Annotated in this window: 22 protein-coding genes and 1 other annotated feature; of the genes, 11 read left to right on the top strand and 11 right to left on the bottom strand. The window is 47.2% G+C overall.

Features of this window, described 5'->3' with window-relative positions:
- Positions 1-57: 57 nt before the first annotated feature.
- The 7 genes from KO533_RS09245 to KO533_RS09215 form a co-directional block, all read right to left on the bottom strand.
- Positions 58-489: a glycerate kinase gene (locus KO533_RS09245; RefSeq protein WP_219253807.1), complete on the bottom strand. Its 432-nt coding sequence runs from the start codon at positions 487-489 to the stop codon at positions 58-60.
- Between the two features lie 246 nt (positions 490-735).
- Positions 736-1,572 (bottom strand): tryptophan synthase subunit alpha, encoded by an 837-nt coding sequence (gene trpA, locus KO533_RS09240; protein WP_219253805.1) that lies wholly within the window; start codon positions 1,570-1,572, stop codon positions 736-738.
- A gap of 5 nt (positions 1,573-1,577) precedes the next feature.
- The gene (gene trpB, locus KO533_RS09235; RefSeq protein WP_012089560.1) at positions 1,578-2,768 is read right to left on the bottom strand and encodes a tryptophan synthase subunit beta; all 1,191 of its coding nucleotides are present in this window, start codon (positions 2,766-2,768) and stop codon (positions 1,578-1,580) included.
- Between the two features lie 194 nt (positions 2,769-2,962).
- Positions 2,963-4,441: a bifunctional indole-3-glycerol-phosphate synthase TrpC/phosphoribosylanthranilate isomerase TrpF gene (trpCF, locus tag KO533_RS09230; RefSeq protein ID WP_219253803.1), complete on the bottom strand. Its 1,479-nt coding sequence runs from the start codon at positions 4,439-4,441 to the stop codon at positions 2,963-2,965.
- Between the two features lie 6 nt (positions 4,442-4,447).
- Positions 4,448-5,494 carry an anthranilate phosphoribosyltransferase gene (gene trpD / locus KO533_RS09225; RefSeq protein ID WP_219253801.1) on the bottom strand — a complete coding sequence of 349 codons (1,047 nt, stop codon included), beginning with the start codon at positions 5,492-5,494 and terminating at the stop codon, positions 4,448-4,450.
- Positions 5,491-6,093: an aminodeoxychorismate/anthranilate synthase component II gene (locus KO533_RS09220; RefSeq protein ID WP_219253799.1), complete on the bottom strand. Its 603-nt coding sequence runs from the start codon at positions 6,091-6,093 to the stop codon at positions 5,491-5,493. Before KO533_RS09220 ends, trpD begins: the two co-directional genes overlap by 4 nt.
- 9 nt (positions 6,094-6,102) lie before the next feature.
- A complete protein-coding gene (locus KO533_RS09215) occupies positions 6,103-7,776 on the bottom strand; it encodes an anthranilate synthase component 1 (RefSeq protein WP_219253797.1) in 1,674 nt (557 codons plus the stop codon).
- A gap of 98 nt (positions 7,777-7,874) precedes the next feature.
- Positions 7,875-7,982 (bottom strand) — a sequence feature (Trp leader region).
- Between the two features lie 210 nt (positions 7,983-8,192).
- Here KO533_RS09215 and KO533_RS09210 point away from each other — a divergent pair.
- The 6 genes from KO533_RS09210 to KO533_RS09185 all read left to right on the top strand — a co-directional run bounded on the left by KO533_RS09210 (position 8,193) and on the right by KO533_RS09185 (position 13,153).
- Positions 8,193-9,053, top strand: a complete 861-nt coding sequence (locus tag KO533_RS09210) for a PHP domain-containing protein (protein WP_219253898.1) — start codon at positions 8,193-8,195, stop codon at positions 9,051-9,053.
- Complete coding sequence (locus tag KO533_RS09205; RefSeq protein ID WP_028760994.1) at positions 9,050-9,670, top strand: L-threonylcarbamoyladenylate synthase; 621 nt, start codon at positions 9,050-9,052, stop codon at positions 9,668-9,670. The genes KO533_RS09210 and KO533_RS09205 overlap by 4 nt, the downstream gene beginning before the upstream one ends.
- A gap of 159 nt (positions 9,671-9,829) precedes the next feature.
- Positions 9,830-10,618 carry a ScpA family protein gene (locus tag KO533_RS09200; RefSeq protein ID WP_105252121.1) on the top strand — a complete coding sequence of 263 codons (789 nt, stop codon included), beginning with the start codon at positions 9,830-9,832 and terminating at the stop codon, positions 10,616-10,618.
- A 3-nt stretch (positions 10,619-10,621) separates the two neighbouring features.
- Positions 10,622-11,218 carry an SMC-Scp complex subunit ScpB gene (gene scpB / locus KO533_RS09195; RefSeq protein WP_011788946.1) on the top strand — a complete coding sequence of 199 codons (597 nt, stop codon included), beginning with the start codon at positions 10,622-10,624 and terminating at the stop codon, positions 11,216-11,218.
- Positions 11,211-12,086 (top strand): 23S rRNA pseudouridine(2605) synthase RluB, encoded by an 876-nt coding sequence (gene rluB / locus KO533_RS09190; RefSeq protein ID WP_028760991.1) that lies wholly within the window; start codon positions 11,211-11,213, stop codon positions 12,084-12,086. Before scpB ends, rluB begins: the two co-directional genes overlap by 8 nt.
- A gap of 101 nt (positions 12,087-12,187) precedes the next feature.
- Positions 12,188-13,153, top strand: a complete 966-nt coding sequence (locus KO533_RS09185) for an exo-alpha-sialidase (protein ID WP_219253795.1) — start codon at positions 12,188-12,190, stop codon at positions 13,151-13,153.
- A gap of 146 nt (positions 13,154-13,299) precedes the next feature.
- Here KO533_RS09185 and KO533_RS09180 read toward each other — a convergent pair whose 3' ends face one another.
- Positions 13,300-14,037, bottom strand: a complete 738-nt coding sequence (locus tag KO533_RS09180; protein ID WP_168824184.1) for a YciK family oxidoreductase — start codon at positions 14,035-14,037, stop codon at positions 13,300-13,302.
- A gap of 262 nt (positions 14,038-14,299) precedes the next feature.
- Here KO533_RS09180 and KO533_RS09175 point away from each other — a divergent pair, with 262 nt between their 5' ends.
- Both KO533_RS09175 and sohB read left to right on the top strand, forming a co-directional pair.
- Positions 14,300-16,783: a VolA/Pla-1 family phospholipase gene (locus tag KO533_RS09175; RefSeq protein ID WP_219253793.1), complete on the top strand. Its 2,484-nt coding sequence runs from the start codon at positions 14,300-14,302 to the stop codon at positions 16,781-16,783.
- A gap of 111 nt (positions 16,784-16,894) precedes the next feature.
- On the top strand, positions 16,895-17,911 hold the full coding sequence (gene sohB, locus KO533_RS09170; protein ID WP_219253791.1) for a protease SohB: 1,017 nt from the start codon (positions 16,895-16,897) through the stop codon (positions 17,909-17,911).
- 87 nt (positions 17,912-17,998) lie between these two features.
- On the opposite strand, the gene KO533_RS09165 is transcribed toward sohB, so the two are convergent.
- Together KO533_RS09165 and KO533_RS09160 are read right to left on the bottom strand one after the other, a co-directional pair.
- A complete protein-coding gene (locus KO533_RS09165) occupies positions 17,999-19,066 on the bottom strand; it encodes a DUF3083 family protein (RefSeq protein ID WP_028760986.1) in 1,068 nt (355 codons plus the stop codon).
- A 145-nt stretch (positions 19,067-19,211) separates the two neighbouring features.
- On the bottom strand, positions 19,212-19,811 hold the full coding sequence (locus KO533_RS09160; protein ID WP_028760985.1) for an arylesterase: 600 nt from the start codon (positions 19,809-19,811) through the stop codon (positions 19,212-19,214).
- Positions 19,812-19,863: 52 nt separating this feature from the next.
- Here KO533_RS09160 and KO533_RS09155 point away from each other — a divergent pair, with 52 nt between their 5' ends.
- From KO533_RS09155 to lepB, 3 genes are all read left to right on the top strand, one after another.
- Positions 19,864-20,592 (top strand): ABC transporter ATP-binding protein, encoded by a 729-nt coding sequence (locus KO533_RS09155; protein WP_028760984.1) that lies wholly within the window; start codon positions 19,864-19,866, stop codon positions 20,590-20,592.
- A 2-nt stretch (positions 20,593-20,594) separates the two neighbouring features.
- On the top strand, positions 20,595-23,090 hold the full coding sequence (locus KO533_RS09150) for an FtsX-like permease family protein (RefSeq protein ID WP_219253789.1): 2,496 nt from the start codon (positions 20,595-20,597) through the stop codon (positions 23,088-23,090).
- A gap of 266 nt (positions 23,091-23,356) precedes the next feature.
- Positions 23,357-24,016, top strand: coding sequence for a signal peptidase I (gene lepB / locus KO533_RS09145; protein ID WP_219253787.1), 660 nt, complete (start codon positions 23,357-23,359; stop codon positions 24,014-24,016).
- 75 nt (positions 24,017-24,091) lie between these two features.
- Here the strand turns inward: lepB and gltS are convergent, their stop codons facing one another.
- Positions 24,092-25,315 (bottom strand): sodium/glutamate symporter, encoded by a 1,224-nt coding sequence (gltS, locus tag KO533_RS09140; RefSeq protein ID WP_219253785.1) that lies wholly within the window; start codon positions 25,313-25,315, stop codon positions 24,092-24,094.
- Positions 25,316-25,625: the final 310 nt, after the last annotated feature.

Below are 25,625 nucleotides of genomic sequence, written 5' to 3'. Positions count from 1 at the left end.
GATATGTATCAGGCGAATGATTTGTTACAGGCTAGCACTATACCTTTTTTTATCGACTCAATTCATCCAATTTGTTACCCAAAGCTCGCCTGTTACATTAACCCAATGGCCTAGCGAGATAGGGGATTTCCCAAGTTCATTATCAAAGGGGATCGGTAGATTTGATTGCAGCAGGTAAATTGTATCTTCGGGTGTTTGGCTGATGTCGATGATTTGTCCTGAAGCTTCAAAGTGACAGTTATGCAACGGGAATTTCAGATGCTGGTGTGGCGTTTGTTTAATCATATCAGCTTGAAGACTGGCACTTGCTAATCGGCCAAGCAATTCAACTGTGACCCATTGGTTAACCGGAAAGCGAATTTCGGCCTGCTGATCGCTACCTTGGTAGTAAAACCAAATTGGCGCACCATTATCGCATTTACCTGCAACTTCACCTTCAAAACCACAGCCCCAAGGCGTTAATTCGAGAATATAGATCCGATACTGCATAAAAAGTCCGTTTTTCTTCGATAGGGCATTCTATCGAGGAACTGTGACTAAATAAATACGCTGTCAGTGTAGTACTGCGTGAGTGTCAGTATTGCCTTGATAGATAGTCTTTGCGGGAGATAAAGGCTGAGTAAACATAGAGCTTGGTAAATACAAACAAAATAAGCGAGGCGACGAGTCTACCTCACTTATTTTATTTGTAATTGAATTCTTGATTTATATTGGATTATTTAAATCAAGACTCGCTTAGGTTGCAGCCTTCATTGCGCGAGTAAATTCCCCAAGCGTTGTAAGTAGCTTAACTTCATCGTGCTGGTGGGTTTCGATGATTTTTACTACGGCAGAGCCAGAAATAGCCCCCGCAGCGCCCGCTTTGATGGCGGCGCTTACCTGTGAAGGCTCGGCAATACCAAAACCGAGGAGCGGTGGCGGGGCGTTAAAGGCTTTTAATTTAGATAAAATTTCCTCTACCGGCACGCCAGCTTTCGTGTCTGTGCCTGTGACTCCCGCGCGGGATAAGAGATAGGTGTAACCTTCACCACTTTTACTCACTTGCTCAAGGGTTTCACTGTCGGCATTGGGCGGTGCGATAAAAATCGGCGCAATACCATGGGCTTTAGCGGCTTCGCTAAAGGGCGCTGATTCTTCCACTGGCACATCGGCGATAAGTACTGAATCCACACCCGCTTGCTGCGCTTTGGCGTAAAACGCATCTATGCCGTTAGCAAACACCAAGTTCGCATACAGCAGCAAACCGATTGGTAGTTCTGGGTATTTTGCACGCACTTGCGCCAGTAATTCAAAACACGCCGTTGGAGTCGTACCTGCGGCTAAAGAGCGCAGGTTAGCGCCTTGGATCACTAGGCCATCGGCCAAGGGATCGGAAAACGGAAAGCCCAGTTCTAAGGCATCGGCGCCGTTTTGCACTAAGGTATCGATAATTTTTAGCGATAACTCAGGGCTAGGATCGCCAAGGGTAACGAAGGGGACAAAAGCGCCACGGCCTTCGGCGTTGAGTTTGGCAAAGGTGGCTTGGTAACGGGCCGCTTGGTAAAGGCCTGGGTTAGTCAATGTATCACTCATGTTCGTTATACCTCTTTACCATTCAAAATGTCAGAAACAGTGAAAATATCTTTGTCGCCACGACCGGAAAGATTGACCACTAAAATGGTTTCTTTGGTGCACTCGCGCGCCATTTTGACGGCATAGGCGATAGCATGCGCCGATTCTAATGCGGGGATAATTCCTTCACAGCGCGCCAGTTGTTGGAAGGCTTCTAAGGCTTCATCATCGGTAGCCGATTCATAACGGGCGCGGCCTGTGGCATTAAGATGCGCGTGCTGCGGGCCAACGGAGGGGAAGTCCAATCCGGCTGAAATCGAGTAAGATTCTTCGATTTGCCCTTCGCTGTCTTGCATCAAAGGCGCTTTCATGCCGAAGAAAATACCAGTCTTACCGTGTTTAAGCGGCGCGCCGTGCATTGGCGTGTCTATGCCTTTACCCGCAGGTTCGACGCCAATCAGTTCGACACTAGGCTCGTCGATAAAGTCAGCAAACATGCCGATAGCGTTGGAGCCGCCGCCAACACAAGCGATAACGGCATCGGGCAGTCGACCTTCACGTTCCAGCATTTGCTTCTTGGTTTCTTCACCAATAATGCGTTGGAATTCACGCACTATGGTTGGGAACGGATGTGGCCCCGCAGCTGTGCCCAGAAGATAGTGGGCCTTTTCGTAGCTGCCAGACCAGTCGCGCATCGCTTCGTTGCAGGCATCTTTTAAGGTGGCAGAACCTGAGGTGACAGGGATCACTTCTGCACCCATCAAACGCATTCTAAATACGTTAGGTGATTGGCGCGCAACGTCTTTGGCACCCATATAGACTTTACATTTTAAGCCTAACAGCGCGCAGGCAAGGGCGGTGGCAACGCCGTGTTGTCCTGCGCCGGTTTCAGCAATAATTTCTTTTTTACCCATGCGCTTAGCAAGCAGGGCTTGGCCTAACACTTGGTTGGTTTTATGGGCGCCGCCGTGGAGTAAATCTTCCCGTTTAAGGTAGATTTTCACCATAGGATTTGGGCTTAAATTGCGGGTTAAGGTGAGTGCTGTTGGGCGACCCGCGTAGTTTTTCAGTAAATCGGTAAATTCGGCTTTAAAGTCGTCATCTTCCTGCGCTTCCACAAAGGCAGTTTCTAATTGCTTAAGGGCTGGCACTAAAATCTGTGGCACATACATGCCGCCGTATTCGCCGAAATAAGGGTTAAGCTTTAACTTTGACATACCTTTTTCCTTATCTTATCAATCAGTTTGTCAGTGGCTTGATGGTGCTAACAGCGTCTTGGGGTTAACCGCATCATAGTGTTAACTGAGTTGTTATCTATTTGGCCACTGGCATTAATAGGTTCATATTTTTGTCGAGCATCACGCTTGTCGAGCACCAACTGCATCTAGGGCTTCTTGCTTAGCGCGATAGGCTAGAGACGTAAATGGGTAAAAGCCGTTTGGATCAGTTGCGCCGATTTAATTCCTGCGGCGGTTTCTAGGCCAGAATTAAAATCTAAACCGTAAAATCCTTGGGCATTGGCACTGGCCGCATTGCCTGGATTGAGTCCGCCCGCCAACATGGCATGGGCTTTTTGTGGGCAGAGGGATTTCGCATCAATGCTTTGCCAATTAAAGGCTTGGCCCGAGCCGCCAAATTGGTCTGCCGTTTTACTATCAAACAGATATCGCGATGCTCCCTGAGGTAAGTTACCAAGCTCACCCGTTTGCGCATCGACGCTGACGGCTTTCCAAATTTGAGTAGTGAGTCCCGCTTGCTCAAGTCGCTCTGCGAGTTGTGCGATTTCAAGTTCAGTTTCAGTGCCATGCAGCTGTACGGCAGATAACTGCAAACTGGCTGCGGTATCCGTAATGGTGCTTGGCGCGGCATTAACAAACACACCGACGAATTCAATGGCGGGAGCCGCGGATGCGCGATATTCCCTGAGCAATTGTTCAGCTGCATTAAGGGTTAATGCGCGCGGGGATTTTTCAGCAAAAATCAGCCCGGCATAGACGGCGCCTGACGTTGCCGCGGCGCGAATATCTTCCATGCGGGTGAGGCCGCAGACTTTATTGTGACCGAAGATCAATTTACGGCAGGCTAAGTCGATATCAGCCTCGGCCATTATCGAACTACCGACGAGGAAACCATCAACCAGTGGACTCAGGCGGCGTACTTGCTGATTGTTGTAGATGCCTGATTCGCTGATCACCACGCGGTCGCTGCTAATGTGTGGCGCTAAGGCTTCTGTGGTGGCGAGATCGGTACTTAAATCCCTTAAGTTACGGTTATTGATCCCGATAATCGGCGCATCTAATGCGATGGCGCGTTTAAGTTCTTCTTCGTTACTGACTTCAGTCAGCACATCGAGTTGATACTTAGCGGCTTCTTTCGCTAGGCGGTGATATTGTGCATCATCGAGTACGGATAGCATTAACAGAATGGCATCGGCGCCTTGGTGGGCGGCGAGTTTAATTTGGTATTCATCGACAAAAAAATCTTTGCACAGAATAGGTTGGTTCACCCGAGCTCGCACCTTAGGGATATAGTCCATATCCCCTTGGAAAAACTGCTCGTCGGTTAATACTGAAATGCCCGCCGCATATTTACCATAGATATCGGCGATGGCTTCCACATCAAACACCTCACGGATAAGCCCTTTGGAGGGGCTAGCTTTTTTACATTCTAAAATGTAACCCGCCTTGGGCGCCTTGAGTGCGGCAAACAAACTGCGGTCAGAGATTTTTGGCGACAAGCTTGCCTCGGGGAAACGCAGCTTCAGGGCGGCAATATGGGCCGCTTTGGTATCGACTATACGGGTTAACACATTACTTTTTGGCATAGGGTTTGTTGCTGCCTGTGGCTGAGTTCTCATATCTTGGCTATTTGTTATCAGTTCTTGAGTCATTGCCACTTATTCCTTTGTTTCACTGCTGACTTTAGCTAATTGGCTTAACAATTCAAAGGCTTTACCGCTTTGTATGGTACTGAGCGCAAGTAAGGTTCCTGTTTTCACTGAATCTGCAATTCCACACACATATAAAGCACAACCGGCATTGATGGCGACCGCATTGGCATGCGCATCTGTGCCACAACCTTTTAAAATTGCCTCGGTGATCAAGGCATTCTGCGCGGGTTCGCCGCCTTCTAAGTCACTGATTTGTGCTAAAGGCACACCTAAATCGGTGGGCGTGAGTTGATACTCTATGATGTCGCCGTCTTTTAATTCGGCCACTTGGGTGTTGCCGTGCAGCGCGACTTCATCTAAACCACTGCCGTGCACTACCATAGCGCGTTTTGTGCCAAGCGCCTTTAATACTTTCGCTATCGGTAAGACTAACTCAGGGCTATAAACGCCAAGTAACATAAACTCGGGGCGGGCGGGATTGATAAGTGGCCCTAACACATTGAATAAAGTGCGCGTTTTCAGTGCTTGCCTGACCGGCCCCGCATGTTTTACTCCGCCGTGGTAGTGGGGCGCAAATAAAAAGCACAGGTTCAATGCGTCGAGGCAACGACTGGCGGTGTCTGGCGACATGGTTAAGTCGATGCCAAACTGCGCCAAAAGATCCGATGAACCCGATTTACTCGATACGCTACGATTGCCGTGTTTGGCGACCTTAGCGCCCGCCGCTGCGGCAACAAAGGCCGCTGTGGTGGAAATATTAATGGTATTAAAGCCATCACCCCCGGTGCCAACTATGTCAACGATGCCATTGCTAAGGTTATCGCCATTCGAGTAGGGAAACGTCTTGGCGGCGGCGCGCATGGCATCGGCGGCGCCGCTGATTTCATCTATGGTTTCGCCGCGCATCTTGAGCGCGACTAACATGCCCGCCATAGTGGCTTCACTCATTTCACCGCGAATTAACGCGCCAAAGAGTTCGGCGGTGTGCTCGCGACTTAAACTCTTACCTTGGTATAAAACGTCGAGTAAAGGCTGAATATTGTTTGTACTCATGCATTTACTCCTGCTGTCATGTCTTGGGTCAGAAATGCCAAGGTTTGAATGAGCAGTGTGCTGCCCAACGTTGTCAGAATTGATTCTGGGTGGAACTGAAAGCCAACGGCTCTATGCTCAGGGTGCATAATTGCCATCGGCATAGCGTCAGTGGTTGCAATCACTTGCAAGCAATCCGGTACTTGAGTGGCAACGAGACTGTGATAGCGGGCAACGGGCAGGGGAGAGGGCAAACCAGCAAATACGCCAGTACCGTCATGTAAAGTGGGGCTTGCCTTGCCGTGTACCACAAAAGGTGCGCGTGCCACTGTGCCGCCGTAATATTCCACCATGGCTTGATGCCCAAGGCAGATACCCAGCATAGGCACCTTACCCGCAACTTTGGCGATAAGTGCCATCATAGAGCCTGCTTCATGGGGGGCACCTGGTCCTGGTGATAACACGAGGGCTGCAGGCTCTTGTTCGTTAAGCAGTTTTTCAGCGATATAATCGGCGGCAACATCGTTGCGGTAAATCACCACTTCACAACCTAGGCTGCGAAATTGATCCACTAGGTTATAAGTAAAGGAGTCAAAGTTATCGAGTAGATAGAGTTTCATGTTTGGCTCCTATTTATATTGTGCTGAAGAGGATTGTGCTGAAGTGGATTGAGCTGACGATTCATTCACTGGTGATTCAGTTACTAGCAGTCCAGCGCCCATCTTGATGGCCGAAATCACGGCTTGGGCTTTTTGACGGGTTTCATCTGCTTCGCTTTGTGGATCAGAATCAAATACCACGCCAGCGCCCGCTTGAATAAAGGCGGTGCCATTTTTAACAAAGGCGGAGCGGATCACGATGCAAGTGTCCATGTCACCAAGGGCATTAAGGTAACCCACAGCGCCGCCATAGCTGCCGCGACGGGCTTTTTCTGCTTGGCGTACCAGTTGTGATGCACGTACTTTTGGTGCGCCCACTAATGTGCCCATATTCATACAGGCCTGATAAGCATGCAGGGCATCTAAATCTTGGCGCAGTTGACCCGTTACACGGCTGACGAGGTGCATCACATGGGAATAGCGGTCAACTTTCAATAATTCGGCGACTTTGCGGCTACCGCTTTGGCTGATGCGTGCGATATCGTTGCGAGCTAAATCGACCAGCATTAAGTGTTCCGACAGTTCTTTTTTATCTAAACGCAGTTCAAGTTCAATACGGCTGTCTAAGTCAAAATCAATCTCGCCCGTGGCGGTTTTACCGCGTTTGCGGGTGCCGGCAATCGGGTAGACTTCCACCTGATTACTGCTGGCATCAAATTTGAGCGCACTTTCTGGTGAGGCACCAAAAAGCGTGAAATCTTGGCCTCTGAAATAAAACATGTAAGGGCTTGGGTTCGTCAGGCGCAGGGCACGATAAGCCCCTAAAGTATTCGGGCAAGGCAAACTAAAGCTACGGGATGGCACTACTTGGAAAATATCGCCCGCAATAATGTGTTCTTTCAAATCGATAATGGTTTGTTTAAACACCTCATCGGAAATATTGACTTGCTCAGTTGCGTCGATGGCGACCAGTGTCGGTATATCAGCAGGTGAATTACCCAGAGTTTTACATTGTGTGCTTAACTGCTGAACTCGCTCGCTTAGCGCTGCGGTAATGGCGGCATACTGGTCGGAATCGCCACTAAAATTATGGGTAATGATGTCAGCTTGTTTCAGTTTATGGTCAATAAGGATTAAGGTTTCAGCGAGGTAAAATAAGTAATCAGGGCAATCGTTATCGCGGTTCGGTACGGCTGGCAGTGGTTCGACGGTATCAATCAAGTCGTAGGCCAGCACGCCACCTAAAAATAGATCCTCAAAGGCGGGTTTAGTCTGGCTGTCAGTATGAGCGCCACAACCAATCTGCTGGATAAACATCCGCAGACCATCGAGTGGCGAGGTCGATTTTAAGCGTGCCTCTTCATCCTGCAGCTGAGTGTCTTTTTGCAGTGTGACCACTAAGGTCAAGTTATCTCTGGCGACATTAACAGCAGTACTAAAAAATAGCGCGATGGGAGTAAGTAAGCTCGCGCCATTGTCGGTCAGTGCTGTGAAGGTCAGCTGATAACCGTCACAGCGGATCATCATGGCGGCATGGGTCATTACCATGCTTTTTAAGTGATCTTTACTGTCGATTTCGGCCGATTCGAGCAACATAGTATGGGGCGCATCTTGGGTGATGTGCTGATATAAGCGTAGTGGATCGCTGTGGTAGGTTAATGCCGCCTTGAGTGTGCTTGAGCGTGCGAATGTCTGTTTGGGCATGTTCATATTCCTGCTACCTTATAAAATGTCTTTAACATCATGAGTTATCTCGCTTTCTTAATTTTTTTACCCGAGTCTGCCGACATTTTTCGCACCTAACAAAAAAGCCCGCATTTCTGCGGGCCTCTTGTTGATTCTGGTCACTTTCAAATGAGCACAGAGCTTCACACCACCCGCTACGTTGGGAAGTGCCACCACCAAATGATGTTTAATGAAGCGTTAATGTGTGTCATTCAAAAGGGTCTCGCTAATTCGTTAATTGATGTATAGAAAACCTTAGCTGGAGCTGAATGTCAATTGAATATTTTTCACTTCCTGCGATTTATTCGCTGCAATGGTGCATAAAATTGATGTTACTCAGCCACAAAATACGAGATAGCAGCGCATTTGTTAACAAGTTCGCGTACAATAGCGCCATGAATACTCAAAGCATATTGGCTGATCTACATAGCCACACGACCGCGTCCGATGGTCAGTTAACGCCGTCTGAATTGGTGGCAAGAGCCCTTGAAAAGGGCGTGCAGTTATTTGCCATTACCGATCACGACACAGTGGCTGGTTTACCTGAAGCCCGTGCCTTTAATCAGGCTCAAGCTACTCCATTGAAATTGATTTCTGGCGTGGAAATCTCTACTCGCTGGAACAGTTACGATATCCACATAGTGGCGCTTAACTTCGATGCTGATAATCCAGCGTTATTAGCATTTTTAGAAAACCAGCGTGAATTACGTGAATTACGTGCTCAAGAAATTGGTCATAGATTAGCTAAAGCTGGCATTGAAGGTGCCTACGAAGGTGCTAAGGCGTTGGCGGGTGATGCGGCATTGAGCCGTGGACATTACGCTCGCTGGATGGCTGAAAATGGTCATGCTGTGGATATGCCGAGCGTCTTTAAACGCTACCTTGCCCGCGGTAAAACCGGTTATGTGCCTAATAATTGGGGTGATATGGCCAGTGCCATTGATATCATCCATAACGCAGGTGGATTAGCTGTGTTGGCGCATCCCAGTGGTTATAAGTTATCGGCTAAGTGGCTTAAGCGCTTAGTGCGTGAATTTAAAGAAGCGGGTGGAGATGCCATGGAAGTGGTACTCGGCCAGCAAACGTTAGACGACAGGGCCAATCTTGTGGCGCTGAGCTTACAAAATCAATTGCTTGCATCGATAGGGAGTGATTTTCACTTTCCGAGCAATTGGATAGAATTAGGTAAAAATCTGTATCAGCCCCAAGGTATTGATTGGGTCTGGCAATCGGAATCTTGGATGGAACGACCATGAGTCAGTTTTTTTATGTACATGAAGTAAATCCGCAAACGCGGCTTATAAGTCAGGCGGTTGCCGTATTGAAAAGCGGCGGTGTAATTGTTTATCCCACCGATTCGGGCTATGCCTTAGGCTGCTTGATTGGTGAGAAAGACGCGATGACGCGGATGGCGAGAATTCGTCAAATTGAGAACGATCATAACTTTTCCTTGATGTGCCGCGATTTATCCGAGCTTGCGACTTACGCTAAAGTGGATAATCAGGCGTATCGCATCCTAAAAAGTTGCACGCCTGGGCCTTATACGTTCATTTTCAAAGCGACTAAAGAAGTACCGCGTCGCTTACAAAATGACAAGAAAAAGACCATAGGTATTCGTGTGCCCGACAATGTGATCGCACTGGCGTTGCTTGAAGCCTTAGATGCGCCGCTGATGTCGACCAGTTTAGTGATGCCGAATGCGGAATTTGCCGAGTCTGATCCTGAACAAATTCGTGATTTGCTCGAGCATCAAGTGGATGTGATTATCCACGGTGGTTATTTAGGCGAAAAGCCAACGACTGTGATTGATATGTCTGAAGATGGCGCCGAGATTTTACGTGAAGGCGCGGGTGATATCACGCCGTTCCTCTAAATTTGCCGCATTAGATTTATCGCTAATGGATGCGGGTAAGTGATTCGGATAGTGGTAGTCAACATTTGGCAGTTTTATCGCCGTAGATTTACAGGTATAATCGCGCGTTTGGCGTTAGCCTAGGTTGGATAGCGCAGTGTTGACGGAGCAAGATAGCGGATGCAGGGCACGCAACAAAGTTTACCCTTAGCCGTTATTCGTGGTCAGGCAATGACCGAAATGCCGCTGGATTTGTTTATTCCGCCTGAGGCATTAGAAGTATTCCTTGAGTCCTTTGAAGGGCCATTGGATTTGCTTTTATATTTGATCCGTAAGCAAAAATTAGACGTTGTCGATTTACCCATTCAGCAAATCACCGCGCAGTATTTAGAATATATTACGTTGCTGACTCAGGCTCGAATCGAACTTGCTGCCGATTACTTAGTGATGGCGGCAACGCTTGCCGAGATTAAATCCCGTTTGCTGCTGCCGCGTATGGTGGCCGAAGATGAGGTTGAGGAAGATCCACGGGCACAGCTTATTCGGCAGCTTAAAGCCTATGAAGTGATTAAAGAAGCGTCGCAAAAACTCGATGATTTACCGCGGCTCGAGCGGGATGTATTTCAAGCCAAAGCAGTGGCAGCACCCGACATTAAGCCGTTAATGATCCCGCCAGAAGTCTCGTTGTTTGAAATTGCCCGCGCTTTTGGTGATGTACTCAAACGTATCGATGCCTATGAAGATCATCATGTTAAGCGTGAACAGTTATCGACCCGTGAGCGCATGAGCCAGATTTTAGCCATGTTGAACTCGGAAGATTTTACGGCATTTGAACGTTTATTTACCCTAGAAGAAGGCCGTGCCGGCGTGGTAGTCACCTTCTTAGCTTTGATGGAATTAGTCAAAGAATTATTGGTCGAATTGTACCAAACAGAGCCGTTTTCAACTATTTACGTTAAGGCCTATTAATTGATGCAGATAAATCCGACTCAATTAAAACAGCTTATTGAAGCGAGTTTGTTTGTATTGGGGAAACCCTTGTCGGCGAAAATGTTGAAAGACACTGTATTGGTGGATTTCACTGTTTCCAGAGACAAAATAAAAGCTGCATTGGATGAGCTGCAGCAGGATTATCAAGACAGAGGTGTGCAACTTGTGAAAGTCGCTGGAGGTTATCGCTTCCAGACCTTAGAAGTCTTGAGTCCTTTTTTGCAACCCCTGTGGCAAGAAAAGGCGCCTAAATATTCGCGTGCGACATTAGAAACCTTGGCGGTGATTGCTTATCGTCAACCTGTGACTCGCGGCGATATTGAACAGGTGCGCGGTGTGGCCATTAGTAGTCACATCATAAAAAGTTTGTCAGATAGACATTGGATTAAAGTAGTTGGCCATAAAGAAGTACCGGGGCGACCCGCGTTATATGCCACTACCTTAGAATTTTTAGCATATTTTGGCTTAGATACCTTAGCGGATTTACCGCCGCTGTCGGATACTGAGTCATTGCAGGCGGTTTTTTCAGGTTTGAAATCAGCGCCAGAACAGTCAGAAGAGCAAAATACTAATGAGTGAAAAATTGCAGAAAGTCTTGGCCCGTGCAGGCCATGGCTCCCGTCGTGAGATGGAGGCATGGATTGCTGCAGGCCGAGTTAGTATTGATGGTGAAATTGCTAGCCTTGGGGATCGTATTGAAGCTGATGCTAAAGTACGTATCGATGGCAGAGCCATTTCGTTAAAGTCTGCCGAAGATGTGATTTGCCGTGTGCTGGCATATCATAAACCTGAAGGCGAAATTTGTAGTCGTAAAGATCCTGAAGGCCGTCCAACGGTATTCGATCGCTTACCTAAAGTGCGTGATTCACGCTGGGTAGCGGTTGGTCGTTTAGACATTAACACCTCAGGCTTATTGTTGTTTACGTCAGATGGTGAGTTGGCGAACCGTTTAATGCATCCATCGAACGAAGTCGACCGCGAATACGCAGTGCGTACCTTTGGTGAAATCCCTGAGGCGACAGTGCAACGTTTACGTACTGGCGTCATGTTAGAAGACGGCCCTGCGCAGTTTGATAGCATCAAACCAGCGGGCGGCGAAGGCATGAACCAGTGGTGGCATGTGTGTTTACGCGAAGGTCGCAACCGTGAAGTGCGCCGTTTGTGGGAATCTCAAGAAGTGCAGGTGAGCCGTTTGATCCGTATTCGTTATGGTATGGTCGAACTGCCAAAATCACTGCCTCGCGGTGGCTGGGTTGAATTGCCCGTAGAGCAAGTTAACTACTTGCGTAAGCTGGCAGGTCTTGAGCCCGAAACTCGTACTATGCTCGCCGCTGATAAACACAGCGTAGCCCGTGCTCAGGTGAAGAGTGCTAAAATTCGCCGCGCCGTACGTAAGCATAAAGTAACCGGATCGGGAAAACCTAAGCCATCGCGTCAGCGCAGCTAAGTTGTTTTATCCCAATGAAAAAGGCCGCTAAGCGGCCTTTTTGCTTTCTGTTATTTGCAGCTATGTTATAACAAGTCTCAGTTGGATTGAGGAGTGAATGGATGAAGCTAATTTCAGTGAAACGGATTTGGGAACACGCTGCCCATAATGCGTTTACCGATTTAATCACGTTTCAGGGGGCAATGTTTTGCGTTTTCCGTGAAGGGACAGCCCATGTGTCACCCGATGGTGCGCTACGAATTCTACGCTCAGCAGATTTAGGCGACACTTGGCAGAGCGTGGCGCTGATCCGTTCGGATGAGGCGGATTTACGCGATGGCAAACTGATTGAGTATCAAGGGGAATTACTCTTACTCGGCGGCGGGACTTTACACGATAAGTCTGGTTTACAATCACATCTTTGGCGCTCAGCCAATGGGCTAGCGTGGTCGGATGCGTTAAAAGTCGCTGATAAAGGCTATTGGTTATGGCGCTTAACCGAGCATCAAAATGCACTCTATGGCGTGGGTTATCGCGCTGGGCCTGATGGCGATACCCGCTTGTATAAAAGTGATGATGGGGTGCAGTTTGAGACTTGGTTAAAGGTGTTTAATAATCAAGGTTATGTCAACGAAACTGCCATTGTTTTTCATCAAGAAAACGGCTTTTGTCTATTGAGGCGCGATCCCGTATGGGGCCCAGAATTTGTCGGTTTACTCGGCCGCAGTAAAACGCCATTCACCGATTGGCAATGGCAAGAACTCGATAAGCGCATTGGTGGGCCAGTGATGTTGATGTATCAATCCCGTTTGTTGGCTGTGGTGCGTTTATACGATGAACAAGTTCGCACGGCTTTAGTTGAAATTCATCCAGATACTGGCGTGGTTCAAGAGTTATTGACGCTGCCATCGAAGGGCGATACCAGTTATGCGGGCGTTGTGATTGACGGAAATGAGTTGTGGGTAAGTTATTACTCCAGCCATGAGTTAGCTGACGCACAGCTGGATACGCAAAATTCGCTTGATGAATCAAACAGAGTAGCCAAAGCTAAAACGATGATTTATTTTGCAAAAATTCAGTTAAGCTAAGATTGGCGGTGCGCTATCTTTGTCGTACTTAATGTCATCGACAAGTTCTGGGTTTCATTTTGAGAATATCTAAAATAATAAAGAGCCCTTGATAGGCCCTTTAATATTGCTGAATCATATCGGCAGAAACTGAATAAGCGATTCGATTACTGTGCGTTAAACTGCTGTCCGTTGACGGCACTAGAATCTTGACCCATCAAATATAAATAGGTCGGCATGATCTCTTCAGCGGTTTTGAGATCCAGTGGATTCTCTGCAGGGTAGGCTTTAGCGCGCATCTCAGTGCGGGTAGCTCCTGGATTGATGCTGTTAACTCGAACTGAGGTGCCATCGCATTCATGGGCGAGAACTTGCATCATGCCTTCGGTGGCAAATTTAGAGAAAGCATAAGGTCCCCAATAGGCGCGGCCTTGACGACCTACACTGCTCGACGTAAAGATAATAGATGCACTGGGTGCTTGGCGCATCACAGGTAGTAATGCTTTAGTTAGCATGACTTGGGCCGTGACGTTCACTTTGAGCACGTCTTCGAGTGATGGAATATCTATGTGTTCAAACGGACCTAAGGCACCGAGTAAGCTAGCGTTATGTAATAAGCCGTCTAAATGATCGAATTGTTCGGCTATGGTATCGGCCATATCGCGATAATTTTGTTCCGTTGCGCCCTTAAGATCCAATGGCACTATGGCAGGTTTGGGATAACCGGCTTGTTCTATTACGTCGTAAACTGCTTCCAATTTTTTCACTGTTTTACCAAGTAAAATCACAGTGGCGCCGTGTTTTGCAAACTCAATGGCGGCGGTTCGGCCTATGCCAGCACCAGCGCCTGTGACTAAAATCGTCTTGCCCTTGAGTAAATCTTTTGTTGCTTGATATTCCAACATGAGTCTCTTTTTCCTCTTGGCGAGAATGCCCGCCACTTCTAGAGTCGCCGAAGTGATAAACGCATGTTTCAAACAAATGAATGAAACTTTGTTATCAATAGCTAAAATCTTTGTGACAAACTTGTGGCTAACTCAATATTTTTACGTTAACTTGAAATGAGTTAGGGGCTAACATAAGCCCTATTGGTCACAGATCTAAAAGCTATTGTGACTAATTTCTTGGGGAAAACAAAACTATTACAACAAGATTTGGGGAAAAAAGATGAAAAGACTCATTTTGGGTGTTGCGATTGCATCTGCACTGGGCCTCACAGGATGTGGTGAGGACAGTTTTAATGAACTCAAGGATAAGACAGAAGTGCTCATCCCTGAATCGCACATGGTGTTCGACCCTGCTAATTCAAAAGTTCCATTACCGAATGATTTGCTGTTCAGTGGCACCAAAGATGGCACATTATCAATTCCGGGTGAAAGCTCGGGCAATTATGTTGATCCACAAATAGCGCTTGGGGCGTTAGATGGGTGGTCGACAACATCACCGATTTCTATTGATATCGATTTGGCGAAAAAACATGACGGTACACCGCTGACCTTAATGGCGGCATCGGTTTCACAACCGGGTGCTGTCAGAATGTTTGAAGCCACAGTAGGCGGCGCATTATCATCTGATCCCGAATGTAAGGCTAAACCTTCAGTTTCAGCCTGTAAAGTGGGCGCTGAGTTGCAGTTTGGCGTTGACTTTATATCAACCGCTTCGGGCAAAAAAGTGGTAATAATTCCGCTTAAGCCACTCAAAGCTGGGCAATCTTATATTTATGCGACAACGAATCTTATTCAAGATTCTGAAGGTCGTGGTATCGCTCCTTCAACGACCTATGGTTTGTTGAAGCTGGATATCAATACGTTACCTTTAGAAACGCCAGACCAATTGATGCTGCAAACCTTAGTGAATAGTTATGAGAAAGGGATTGCTGCGGCCCATAAGGTCGATCCTTTAACCATCAGTTACTCTGGCTTATTTACAACTCAGTCTGTTGCTAACGTCTATGAAACCACCAAATTGCTGATGGCGAAGGGTGCTCCCTATGCACCAAGCTTTGCCCAGATGCCAACACCAACTGGATTGACTGTGGCTCAAGTGGCGGGCTTAACACCAGCTGCTGGATCTGCCTATGTTGCCGCAAACTTGGCTGATGTGTATACGGCAAAAATTAAACTGCCTATTTACGGTGATTGTTCTTCAGTTGGTTGTTTATCCGCTGAAGGTAAACCATTAATTAATGGTCATTGGAAAGCCCAAGGTGATAGCCCTGTATCTGTGCTACTAGCATTGCAAGCGGGCACACTCAGCCAGAATAATTTTGGTATGCAAGCGGTGGCTAATGGTATTGCCAACCCTGCAGATGCTTTAGCCAATCCCTCGTTAATGGCGGGTAAAACATGGGTTTTAGACGATGGTACGGCAGTTGATAAAACCAAACATCTGACTAAATTCAATCCTATTCCAGCAATCAAAGGTTATGAAACAGTATCTGTACTGATTTCTATGCCCAATGCAACGAAATTGGCCGCTTTTTATCAACAGCAAGGTCGTGAGTTTATTCCTCCTACATCTGGTTGGCCAACAACAATTGCCCTTCACGGTTTAGGTGGCGGTAAAGAAATGTCATTGGCCTATGCCGGTACGTATGCCGCAATGGGGGTTGCGACTGTTGCTATTGATATGCCACTTCACGGTGCGCGTTCATTCGATGCTAACGGTGATGGGATTTATGAAGTCTCTGCGACAGATCCTGCCTTCGGTGCAGTTGTCGGTAAACCGGACGCCTTTAAAAATGGTAACCCGTTGGTGTTTGTGAATATTTCTAGCACTTTGTCGGTGCGAGATAACTTCCGTCAAGCGACGATGGACCATTTAGGGGTGCGTCTTGCCCTTACGGGCTTAGCACAGGGCTTAGCACAAGCAGGTCAGCCGCAAGTATTTGATGTGACTAAAATCAGTGCTCAAGGTCTGAGTTTAGGCGCCATTGTGGGCACCGATTTTGCGACCTATGCCAGCACAGGCATGAAGAATCCAGCAACCGGCGATGCCTTGCCAAATGCTTATGCTATCAATGCTGTATCCTTAGTTGCGCCAGCAGGTGGATTAGCAGGATCATTCGCAGGTTCTGCAACCTTTGGCCCAGTACTGTTTAGTAATATTACGGCATCTGCAACTTTCCAAGCACAGGTCGATGCGGCTAATACAGCAGGTTATGAGCCCGGTAGCCCTGAATATGCGGCACTGGTGCAGGGGGTATATGCCCAATTTATTCCGACTTTTGCCTTTGCGGTTCAAACAGCGGTAGATTCTGCAGATCCTGTTAACCATGCTGCTATGTTAAAAGCGACTGGCTTACCTGTGCACTTAATTGAAGTGGCGGGTGATGGTAACGGTAACTTAGCAGACCAAGTGCTGCCTAATCGCGTCGATAACTTCCTATTATCGGGCACTGAGCCGCTGATCGCTGCCATCGGGCTACCTTGTGCCGATAGCACGAGCAAAGGTCATGGCGTTGTACGCTTCGCTAAAGGTCACCACAGTTCGATTGTTGATCCTAAAGAAAAGGAATCAACGGATGGTATGGCCGCGGCTGCCACGGTTGAAATGCAGACTCAAGTGGCAACCTATGCAGCTACTGCAGGTAAGGGCGATGCGACGATTTTAGTGACAAACAGTGAGGTCATTGCAACTTGTCCTAACTAATCTTGCCTTAATCGGAAAAACCCAGCCTTTGCTGGGTTTTTTTATGGGCCTTTAGGCTGTTAGAATAGCGCGCAATTGACTGAATGATGTAACGCCCTAACGGAGAACACTTTGGAATTTTTATACGAGTATGGAATGTTTTTGGCGAAAGCCGTCACAATAGTGGTCGCAATCGTTGCCGTTGTTATTGTGGTGTTGGCTTCCACTGTAAAACACAAGTCAGATAAGGGCGAGCTGAGGATCACTAACTTGTCTGAAGAGTTAGAAGAACTTAAGCATGGCTTAAAAGAAGAACTTCTGTCAAAGAAACAATTCAAAGCCTATGAAAAGCAATTAAAAGCTGACGAAAAGGCAAAAGACAAGGCCGCAGATGAAGCCTGCACGGGCAAAGTGTTCGTGATTGATTTTAAGGGCAGTATCGATGCCGCTGAGGTCGCATCACTGCGTGAAGAAATCAGTGCAATTATCGCTATCGCAGAAAAAGGCGATGAAGTGGTTGTCAATGTAGAGAGTGGCGGTGGTATGGTGCATGGTTATGGTTTAGCCTCCAGCCAGTTAGATCGCTTACGTCAAGCAGATATTCCATTGACTGTCTGTGTTGATAAAGTCGCCGCCAGTGGTGGCTATATGATGGCTTGTGTAGCGAATAAAATTTATGCTGCACCTTTTGCCATTGTCGGTTCTATTGGTGTTGTTGCTCAACTGCCTAACTTTAATCGCCTGCTGAAAAAGCATGAAATTGATTATGAGCAACATACGGCCGGTAATTTTAAGCGCACCTTGACAGTATTTGGTGAAAACTCCGATGAGGGAAGACAGAAGTTTCAAGAAGAACTCGAAGAAACCCACGTCTTATTTAAAGCGTTTGTTGGTAAGTATCGCCCTGAGTTGGATTTAGTGAAAGTCGCTACTGGCGAGCATTGGTACGGTCAGCAAGCTATTGAATTAGGTTTAGTTGATGCGATTTCGACCAGCGATGATGTGATAATGTCACTCGCCACAGAGCGTACTGTGTACAAGATACGTTATCAGGTGAGAAAGAAACTTGCCGATAAAATTGCCCACGGTGCTTCTTTGTCTGTGAACGCTATTTTCAATCGCCTCATAGAAAAAAATCGTCCTATGTAATTCTGTCTATTGGTGAATAAAAGTAAAAACGCCTGCATTTGCAGGCGTTTTCATTTGCTTAGCTTTCGCGGCTAATACCGAAGTGGGTTAGATTTGATAGCTGATATGTTGATGGAAGCGTACGATGAGATCTTCACGCTCCGGATCGACACCTATGTCCGCAGCAAAGGCCTTCAGGGCTGTTTCAACATTGTTCATAAAGCGACCGAAACCCGAATCGTCACAGTCCTTAGTACCTGCCACTATGGTAAAGTGCGCGGCTTCGACTAAGTTATCGGCATCCCAGCGACGGATAACTTGTTGCTCAGTCGCATTAGGATCGAACCCTATCATTTGTACTTCGGCTTTGCTGTCGAGCTTTTCAAACTTACTGTTACGCACAAGCGGTGTTAAGCCGTTCGCTATCATAGCAAGGCGTGTCAGCTGTCTATTAGCTGCCGCTTTGAGGAAGCAGTCTTCAAGATGCTGATATAAAGGCGTAAAGTCAGTGGCTGAGTCAGGTAATAAACCCTGTTTGAGTTTGCGACTCAGCGGCAAGCTCACCGTCACATAGGTAAGAGAGCTAACGTTTTCTGGTAACTCACATTTTCTGGCTTTATATCTTGGGCCGATGGCGCGCAGTTTATAACCATAGGTTTCTTTATAGCCCTTAGCTTTTGCGAACAGATCATAGGATAAATGCTGATGGTCGCGGACCTTAACCTTAAGATCGCTTATTGGCATTAAGGGCATTAATTCAGTGAGCAACTCACGCACCTTGATATGGAAACTGGCGGAATTACTGCGAATATCGTCACCTGTGGCGAGAAACACAATGCGCAGTTTGCGGGCGCGATAGTTTTCTTGCGAGAATAAGTTTTGGGCTTCGTGGTAGGCTGGATTATAAAAAAATAGAATTTGTTCAGTGGTTTGGAAGCAATATGCTTCGGTATGGTAACGCACTACTGGCAGTTTATCGTTAGTGATCACGTGAACATTACGGAGATCGTGTTGTTCTGCCAAATTAAATATCAAACGGCTTAACGTTTGATAACAGCTTTGATAATCGGGATATTGATTGAGTAGCTCATCCGTCACCTTGATTTCGGCTGTGATGTATTGATTTGTACGGGCTTCCTTGGGTATGTACACTTTTTGCTGATGGCTAAGGGACATATTGACTCCTTGTTTGAGTTAACCATTTGCTAACACGAATTTTACTGTTTATCTATAGGGTTAATCTTGCGTTAGAACACGTTTTTATCCGTTGAGTATGAGTTTAGCTAAGTAAGCGGTTCGTTAGCTTAAAATAGCAGCTATTTTATTGGGTTAACGCATTTTCTATCCATGGTTGCATCCAAGCCGCAATCTGAGCTTGTGCCTTTTCGTTGGGATGAATGCCATCCCTTTGCATTAATTCTGGATGGGGCGCGATATCCTGCATAAAGAAGGGGATCAACACTATATCCTGGGTTTTAGATATGTCTTGATACACTTGGGTGAACTTTTGGGTATAGCGAGGGCCATAGTTAGGCGGTACCATGATCTCGGTCAGCAGCACTTTTGCGCCGCTATCTTTGGCTAGGGTAATGATTTGGATTAGATTATTTTCGAGTTGCGTTGGGGGGAATCCACGTAAACCATCATTACCTCCTAGCTCAACGACCACAAGATCGGGAGCAACAGAATCGAGCAAGGCGGGTAATCGGCGTAGGCCGCCCGCTGTGGTTTCGCCGCTCACTGAGCCATTGGTAAACTGATGTTCGGGCAGATTTTTTTGCAGTAGTGCTACCCAGCCTGACTGTTCTGCCATGCCGTAGCTAGCGCCTAAGCTATCGCCGAGGATCAGTATCTTTGCCGCGTGAGCGGGCGTGACCATGAGTACACTCAGTAGGATGAATGCCCCTAGGGTCTTCGCCATTGATTTTAATCTTAGCGATTGATACCAGAACGATTTATATAAGAAGGATCCTATGTCTAACGTCATCTTAAAAAACAGTGCCATTAATGTTGTTAACCTCGAAAAATCAGTGATTACTCAGGAAGGAACGCTCACTATCCTCAAGGGCATTAACTTAGATGTCAAGCAAGGTGAGAGTGTGGCTATTCTCGGCCCATCAGGTTCAGGCAAATCCACCTTATTGGGATTGCTTGCGGCGCTTGATACGCCTACGTCGGGGGAGATTTGGCTCGATGGTGTGGCATTATCACCACTGAATGAAGAGCAAAAAGCTGCACTGCGTAAACAGAAGGTCAGCTTTATTTTTCAATCCTTTATGTTAGTAGATACCTTAACTGCGCTTGAGAACGTCATGTTACCCGCCGAGCTTGCTGGCGTGAGCAATGCCAAGGAAAAAGCGCAGGCCATGTTGGTGCGGGTTGGTTTATCCCATCGCTTGACCCATTTACCCAAACAGCTTTCGGGTGGTGAACAGCAAAGGGTGGCGATTGCCCGCGCTTTTATCTGTGAGCCTACAGTTTTGTTTGCCGATGAACCAACTGGCAATTTAGACAGCGTCAACGGCCATAAGATTGCCGATATGTTGTTTGAGCTTAATCAAGAAAGCCATACAACCTTAGTCCTTGTTACCCATGATCTGCTGCTGGCCAAGCGGTGTGAGCGTCAACTGGTGATGGATAACGGCCATTTACAGGAAGATATCACTCAAACAGAACTGCTAGCTGATGTTAAGGAGGCTTAATAATGGAGTTAAGTCTGGCATGGCGCCTGTTTAAACGCGAGTTACAGCAGGGACAATTGTTACTGATTATCCTCGCTATTACGCTCGCGGTTTTGTCTGTGAGTGGCTTGGCGCGGGTGAGTGAACGTCTGCAAGTGGCAATTAGTGGTCAAGCGTCACAGTTTATTGCTGCCGACCGTATTATCGATTCGCCGGTTAAAATTGATGCGGCGATTTTATCCAAAGCCGAAGCGCTTGGGCTTAAGCATGTGACTAACATGCAATTTAATTCCATGGTCTATTCGGGAGATAAGTTTCAGTTAGTCACAGTACGCGCCGTAGAGTCGGGTTACCCGCTTAAGGGCGATATTGAACTCACCAGTGGTAAAACCAAGGCGTTACCTCAAGCGGGCGAAATCTGGTTTGAGACTCGCTTAGGCGGACTTTTGGGTTATCCCAAATCCATCGAACTAGGTAACAGTGAATTTGTGCTCAGCAATGAGATCAGTCGCTTGCCCGACGCGGGCTTTAATCCTTTTGCTTCATCGCCCGTGGTATTGATGCGCATGGAAGATGTCGCCAAAACGGGAGTGATTCAACCGGGCAGCCGCGTGACTTATCTGTATCAATTTGCTGGCGATGAAGCTTCGCTTACGGCCTTTGAGCAAAGTGTTAAACCGCTTTTGAATAGCACCCAGCGTTGGGTCGATGTGCAATCCGGTGACTCGCCGATAGCGGGAGCGGTTAAGCGAGCGGAGCGCTTCTTACTGCTGGCAAGTTTGATGGGCATTGCATTGGCCTGCGCGGCGATAGGTATTGCCGCCCAGCGTTATTGTCAGCGCCATTACGATGTGGTGGCCATGCTGAAAACCTTTGGCGCCTCGGCAAAGCAAATTCGTCTGTTGTTTGGTACTCATTTATTGTTGGTAACGCTACTGGGAATTGGTCTAGGTCTTATTGGGGGAGGGTTACTCGATTTTGGGATCAGTTATCTATTGCCACCCGAAATTGCGGCCTATTCACCGCCACTCACACGGCCATTACTACTCGGCATCAGCACAGGGCTTATCAGCGCCTTTATGTTTTCGGCTTATCCATTGATGCGTTTACTGGCTATTCCGCCACTGCGGGTGTTGCAGCGCCAGTTAGAAGGCTTACAGCTTGGTATGTGGCTGCATTTGCTACTGAGTCTAGGGGCTATGGCGCTATTGGGCTATTTGTATTCCCAAAGTTGGACTTTGACTCTGACTGTGGTCGCGGCTGTGCTATTGCTGGCTGCGCTATTAAGTCTGCTTGGATTTGTGATGATACGAGCAGGACACAGTGTTGGTATGAAGACTACCAATCCTTTGCAATTAGCGCTGGCGGGGCTAAGGCGTCGTGCGCGGCAAAATGCGGTGCAATTGGTTGGCTTTAGCGCTGCACTGGTACTGTTATTGACTATTTTGGCGTTAAGACAAGATTTACTTAACGAATGGCAAAAACAGTTGCCCGAAAATGCGCCTAATTATTTCCTTGTCAATATTGCGCCTGATGATGCAAAGCCCTTGAATGATTTCATGACGGCGAAGGGGATAGTGGCGACAGACATTTATCCGGTGATCCGTGGCCGATTAACTCAAATTAACGGTGAAGCGCTGATTTCGAATGAACAGTCAGAAGCGGGTGAAAAGGGAAGAGTGGGCATTTCGCGCGAGTTAAACCTAACGTGGCGCAATACACTGCCTGCTAACAACGAACTGTTAGAGGGGCATTTTAATCAAGCCGCCGATGAAGTGTCGGTGGAGTCCGGCGTGGCGGAGCGTCTGGGTATTGGTCTTGGCGATAAGCTGACTTACGTGATTGATAATCAAGAGCTCACAGTTAAAGTTGCCAGTATTCGTGCCGTGCATTGGGAAACACTGCAACCGAACTTCTTTATGATTTTCACCCAAGAAGCGCTCGCGCCTTTTGCGTATACCTCGATGGCGAGTTTTTATCTGAATGATCAGGCGACTAACGATAAGACTATTAATGCTGATGGTACGCCTAAGGATGCAGTGATCCTTGCGCTTATTCAGCAATTTCCGACGATATCTATCATAGATGTTGGCGCTATGGTGGGGCAGTTGCGGCAGATAATTGAGCAAGTGTCGCTGTCGTTGTCTTTAGTGCTGGCCTTAGTGTTATTAGCCAGTGCCTTAGTCTTGATTGCACAGACTGAGGCTGGCATGGCAACTCGGCAACGTGAACTGGCGGTGTTACGTACCTTTGGTGCTTCAGGATGGTTATTGCGCAGTGCAACGGGTTTAGAGTTCGCCTTACTTGGCGGTATTGCGGGTGTGTTAGCCGTAATTGTGGCCGAATTTGCGTTATATCTACTTAAGACGCAAGTATTTGAACTTAATGTATACATGCACTGGCCTTGGTGGGGTATTGCCCCTGTTTCTGGAGCCTTAATCGTCGCCTTACTAGGGGTTTGGCGTTGTCGACAATTGCTCAGCCAATCTTGCTCTGAGCTATTAAAGGCTGGGAGCTAGGGCGGTTTGTGAACTCTGTTGATGGGCTAAAACATAAAGCTTATTAAGACAACAAGCTGAGCCAACATTAAAAGCACTGATGCGACATAAGCTCAGTGCTTTTTTGTTATGGGGTTGATTCTGCTGCACTTGAATTGAATATGCTTTTTACATCGGCTTACAAATTGATCTGTGCTTAAGCAGGTAGCAACAGAACTTAGTGCAACGCAATGGGTCTATCTAACTGAGAACAGCGACTAGCTTATATATGCCATAGAGGGAATATTATGTTCAAAGGAATAACAAAACTGCTTAAGGATAATCGCTCCTTTTTTCTGTTTATCAGTTTAATGCTAGTGTTCAGGAGCGCGGTAGCCGATTGGAATACTGTGCCATCGGGTTCTATGCTGCCGACTATCGTCGAGGGTGATCGCATTCTTGTTAATAAGATGGCTTATGATCTTAGGGTGCCATTTACGCATATCGCATTAGTTAAACTGGCAGATCCTGTTCGCGGCGATATCGTGGTATTTGACTCGAAAAAGGCCGATAAAAAACTGATTAAGCGGGTAATAGCTGTGCCAGGCGATACTGTGATGATGCAGGATAATCGCTTGTATTTAAACGGTGAACTGCTCAGCTACACATCCCAAGCATTGAGTGCTTATGCTCCCGCTGATGTGACAGAAATGCAGGAAAATTTACTTGGTATGGTCCACAGTATTCGCCTTAACCCTGTACCCTCAAGGCTTGCCAATTTTGGACCTGTCACAGTGCCAGATGCGCATTATTTAGCCCTGGGTGATAATCGTGATAACAGCGCTGACTCTCGGGTTATTGGCTTCGTGCCCCGTGATGAGATTGTTGGCCGTTCAAGTTCAGTCGTTTTCTCCCTTGATTATGATTATTACCTGCCTCGGCCTGAACGCTTAATGCGTGAATTCTAGTCTTAACTATTTTGAACCATGAAATAGGGCGCCAAAGTCGGCGCCCTATTTTTTAAGTGATTGAGTTATAAACAACTACTTCATAAAGCTCAGATAGCCCTGTAAGACAATTAAGTTAACTATGTCGATAAAGAAGGCTCCGACGATAGGTACTACCATAAAGGCTTGGGGTGATGGCCCTGTGCGTGAGACGAGCGCGCCCATATTCATTACTGCTGTTGGGGTTGCACCCATACCAAAGCCGCAGTGGCCACCGGTGATCACCGCAGCATCGTAATTACTGCCCATGACTTTGAACGTCACGAAATAGGCAAAAATGGCCAATACTGCGGTTTGTACCAGTAAAATCACCAGTAGCGGGATCGCTAAATCAAAAATTTCCCATAACTTTAAAGTCATTAAGGCCATTGAGAGGAAGAGTGACAGCGCGACAGTCCCTATCACATCGATACTTTCGGTATGGGGTTTGTAACCGCGGGTGAGTTCTGTGAGATTAGCGATGAGCACGCCAAGAAAAAGAGCATATACAAAGTCGGGCATCTTTAGCCATGCAATACCCGATTGGCTGATCCACAGCGTGAGCAATTTTGATCCTGCAACACACAACAACAGCACAAACAGAGTTTCTAATATGGTTTTGGCGGTGACTTGGTCTTCTTCTAAGTGATCATAAGTGACTAAATGCGGATGTTCACTGTGATGCTTGCGGCCAACCCCATAGCGAGAAACGAGATTATATTTACCGATTAATCGCTGCGCGACGGGGCCACCGATGATCCCACCCATGATCAAACCAAAGGTTGCCGCGGCCATAGCAAACTCTAAGGTGTTGATACCGTAGCGCTCAGCAAAGGTTTGTGACCAAGCGACGCCGGTACCATGGCCGCCCGACAGGGTAATTGATCCTGCGATAAGTCCCATGATGGGATCGAGCCCCAATAGGCTGGCTAAACTGACGCCGACGGCATTTTGAATCACAATATACACTGAGGCCACACCTAAAAAGATGAAGACTTTTTTACCACCGCTGAGCAATAGCTTGTAGTTTGCCGAGAGACCAATGGTGCTAAAAAACATCAGCATTAAGGTATTTTGCAGTGATAGGCTGAAGTCGAGACTGATATTTTGAAAGTGAAGAAATGTGACTCCCGCGGCGACAACAAGGCCACCCACTATGGGTTCGGGGATATTATATTGCCTGAAGACACGTACATGGCGATTGATAGAGTGGCCGATAAACAGCACGAAAATGGCAATTAAAAATGATTCTAGCTCGCCAATCATATAGGTCATGTGCATGAAAATTCCTTACAAACTGTCTTAGTGCGGGCGTTTCATTGGGCACAATGTCCAATGAGAAGTAACCCATCTTGTTATTAAGTACCTGCTAATGCTGGATGTTAAGCGCTTGATGTCGAGGACAGATCAGTGTCAATCCGATAAAAAATTTAAAGGACGAGTAGGCGCGAGTGTGTATCGTTTTATGGTATACAGACCAAGAACAGCAGATTAAATAGCCTGTTCCTGAGCATAAATAACTGTCTATTTATGAGGTGTTGCTGAGTCTATCTGTGGTCAAGGCTGAGGCGGTTAATGCGTGCCTCCTATG

Source organism: Shewanella sp. NKUCC05_KAH, from assembly GCF_019345585.1.
Lineage (GTDB): Bacteria > Pseudomonadota > Gammaproteobacteria > Enterobacterales > Shewanellaceae > Shewanella > Shewanella oncorhynchi.
This window is presented reverse-complemented; position numbering and strand designations above follow the sequence as displayed.

What these genes read in the sequence shown, in the direction of transcription:
- gltS (WP_219253785.1), bottom strand. Translation starts at nt 25,315, where the DNA reads ATGCACATGACCTATATGATTGGCGAGCTAGAATCATTTTTAATTGCC.
- trpA (WP_219253805.1), bottom strand. Translation starts at nt 1,572, where the DNA reads ATGAGTGATACATTGACTAACCCAGGCCTTTACCAAGCGGCCCGTTAC.
- KO533_RS09220 (WP_219253799.1), bottom strand. Translation starts at nt 6,093, where the DNA reads ATGAAACTCTATCTACTCGATAACTTTGACTCCTTTACTTATAACCTA.
- KO533_RS09215 (WP_219253797.1), bottom strand. Translation starts at nt 7,776, where the DNA reads ATGCCCAAACAGACATTCGCACGCTCAAGCACACTCAAGGCGGCATTA.
- KO533_RS09210 (WP_219253898.1), top strand. Translation starts at nt 8,193, where the DNA reads ATGAATACTCAAAGCATATTGGCTGATCTACATAGCCACACGACCGCG.
- KO533_RS09185 (WP_219253795.1), top strand. Translation starts at nt 12,188, where the DNA reads ATGAAGCTAATTTCAGTGAAACGGATTTGGGAACACGCTGCCCATAAT.
- KO533_RS09150 (WP_219253789.1), top strand. Translation starts at nt 20,595, where the DNA reads ATGGAGTTAAGTCTGGCATGGCGCCTGTTTAAACGCGAGTTACAGCAG.
- scpB (WP_011788946.1), top strand. Translation starts at nt 10,622, where the DNA reads ATGCAGATAAATCCGACTCAATTAAAACAGCTTATTGAAGCGAGTTTG.
- KO533_RS09245 (WP_219253807.1), bottom strand. Translation starts at nt 489, where the DNA reads ATGCAGTATCGGATCTATATTCTCGAATTAACGCCTTGGGGCTGTGGT.
- KO533_RS09175 (WP_219253793.1), top strand. Translation starts at nt 14,300, where the DNA reads ATGAAAAGACTCATTTTGGGTGTTGCGATTGCATCTGCACTGGGCCTC.
- lepB (WP_219253787.1), top strand. Translation starts at nt 23,357, where the DNA reads ATGTTCAAAGGAATAACAAAACTGCTTAAGGATAATCGCTCCTTTTTT.
- trpCF (WP_219253803.1), bottom strand. Translation starts at nt 4,441, where the DNA reads ATGACTCAAGAACTGATAACAAATAGCCAAGATATGAGAACTCAGCCA.
- rluB (WP_028760991.1), top strand. Translation starts at nt 11,211, where the DNA reads ATGAGTGAAAAATTGCAGAAAGTCTTGGCCCGTGCAGGCCATGGCTCC.
- KO533_RS09200 (WP_105252121.1), top strand. Translation starts at nt 9,830, where the DNA reads ATGCAGGGCACGCAACAAAGTTTACCCTTAGCCGTTATTCGTGGTCAG.
- trpB (WP_012089560.1), bottom strand. Translation starts at nt 2,768, where the DNA reads ATGTCAAAGTTAAAGCTTAACCCTTATTTCGGCGAATACGGCGGCATG.
- KO533_RS09180 (WP_168824184.1), bottom strand. Translation starts at nt 14,037, where the DNA reads ATGTTGGAATATCAAGCAACAAAAGATTTACTCAAGGGCAAGACGATT.
- trpD (WP_219253801.1), bottom strand. Translation starts at nt 5,494, where the DNA reads ATGAGTACAAACAATATTCAGCCTTTACTCGACGTTTTATACCAAGGT.
- KO533_RS09160 (WP_028760985.1), bottom strand. Translation starts at nt 19,811, where the DNA reads ATGGCGAAGACCCTAGGGGCATTCATCCTACTGAGTGTACTCATGGTC.
- KO533_RS09205 (WP_028760994.1), top strand. Translation starts at nt 9,050, where the DNA reads ATGAGTCAGTTTTTTTATGTACATGAAGTAAATCCGCAAACGCGGCTT.
- KO533_RS09155 (WP_028760984.1), top strand. Translation starts at nt 19,864, where the DNA reads ATGTCTAACGTCATCTTAAAAAACAGTGCCATTAATGTTGTTAACCTC.
- KO533_RS09165 (WP_028760986.1), bottom strand. Translation starts at nt 19,066, where the DNA reads ATGTCCCTTAGCCATCAGCAAAAAGTGTACATACCCAAGGAAGCCCGT.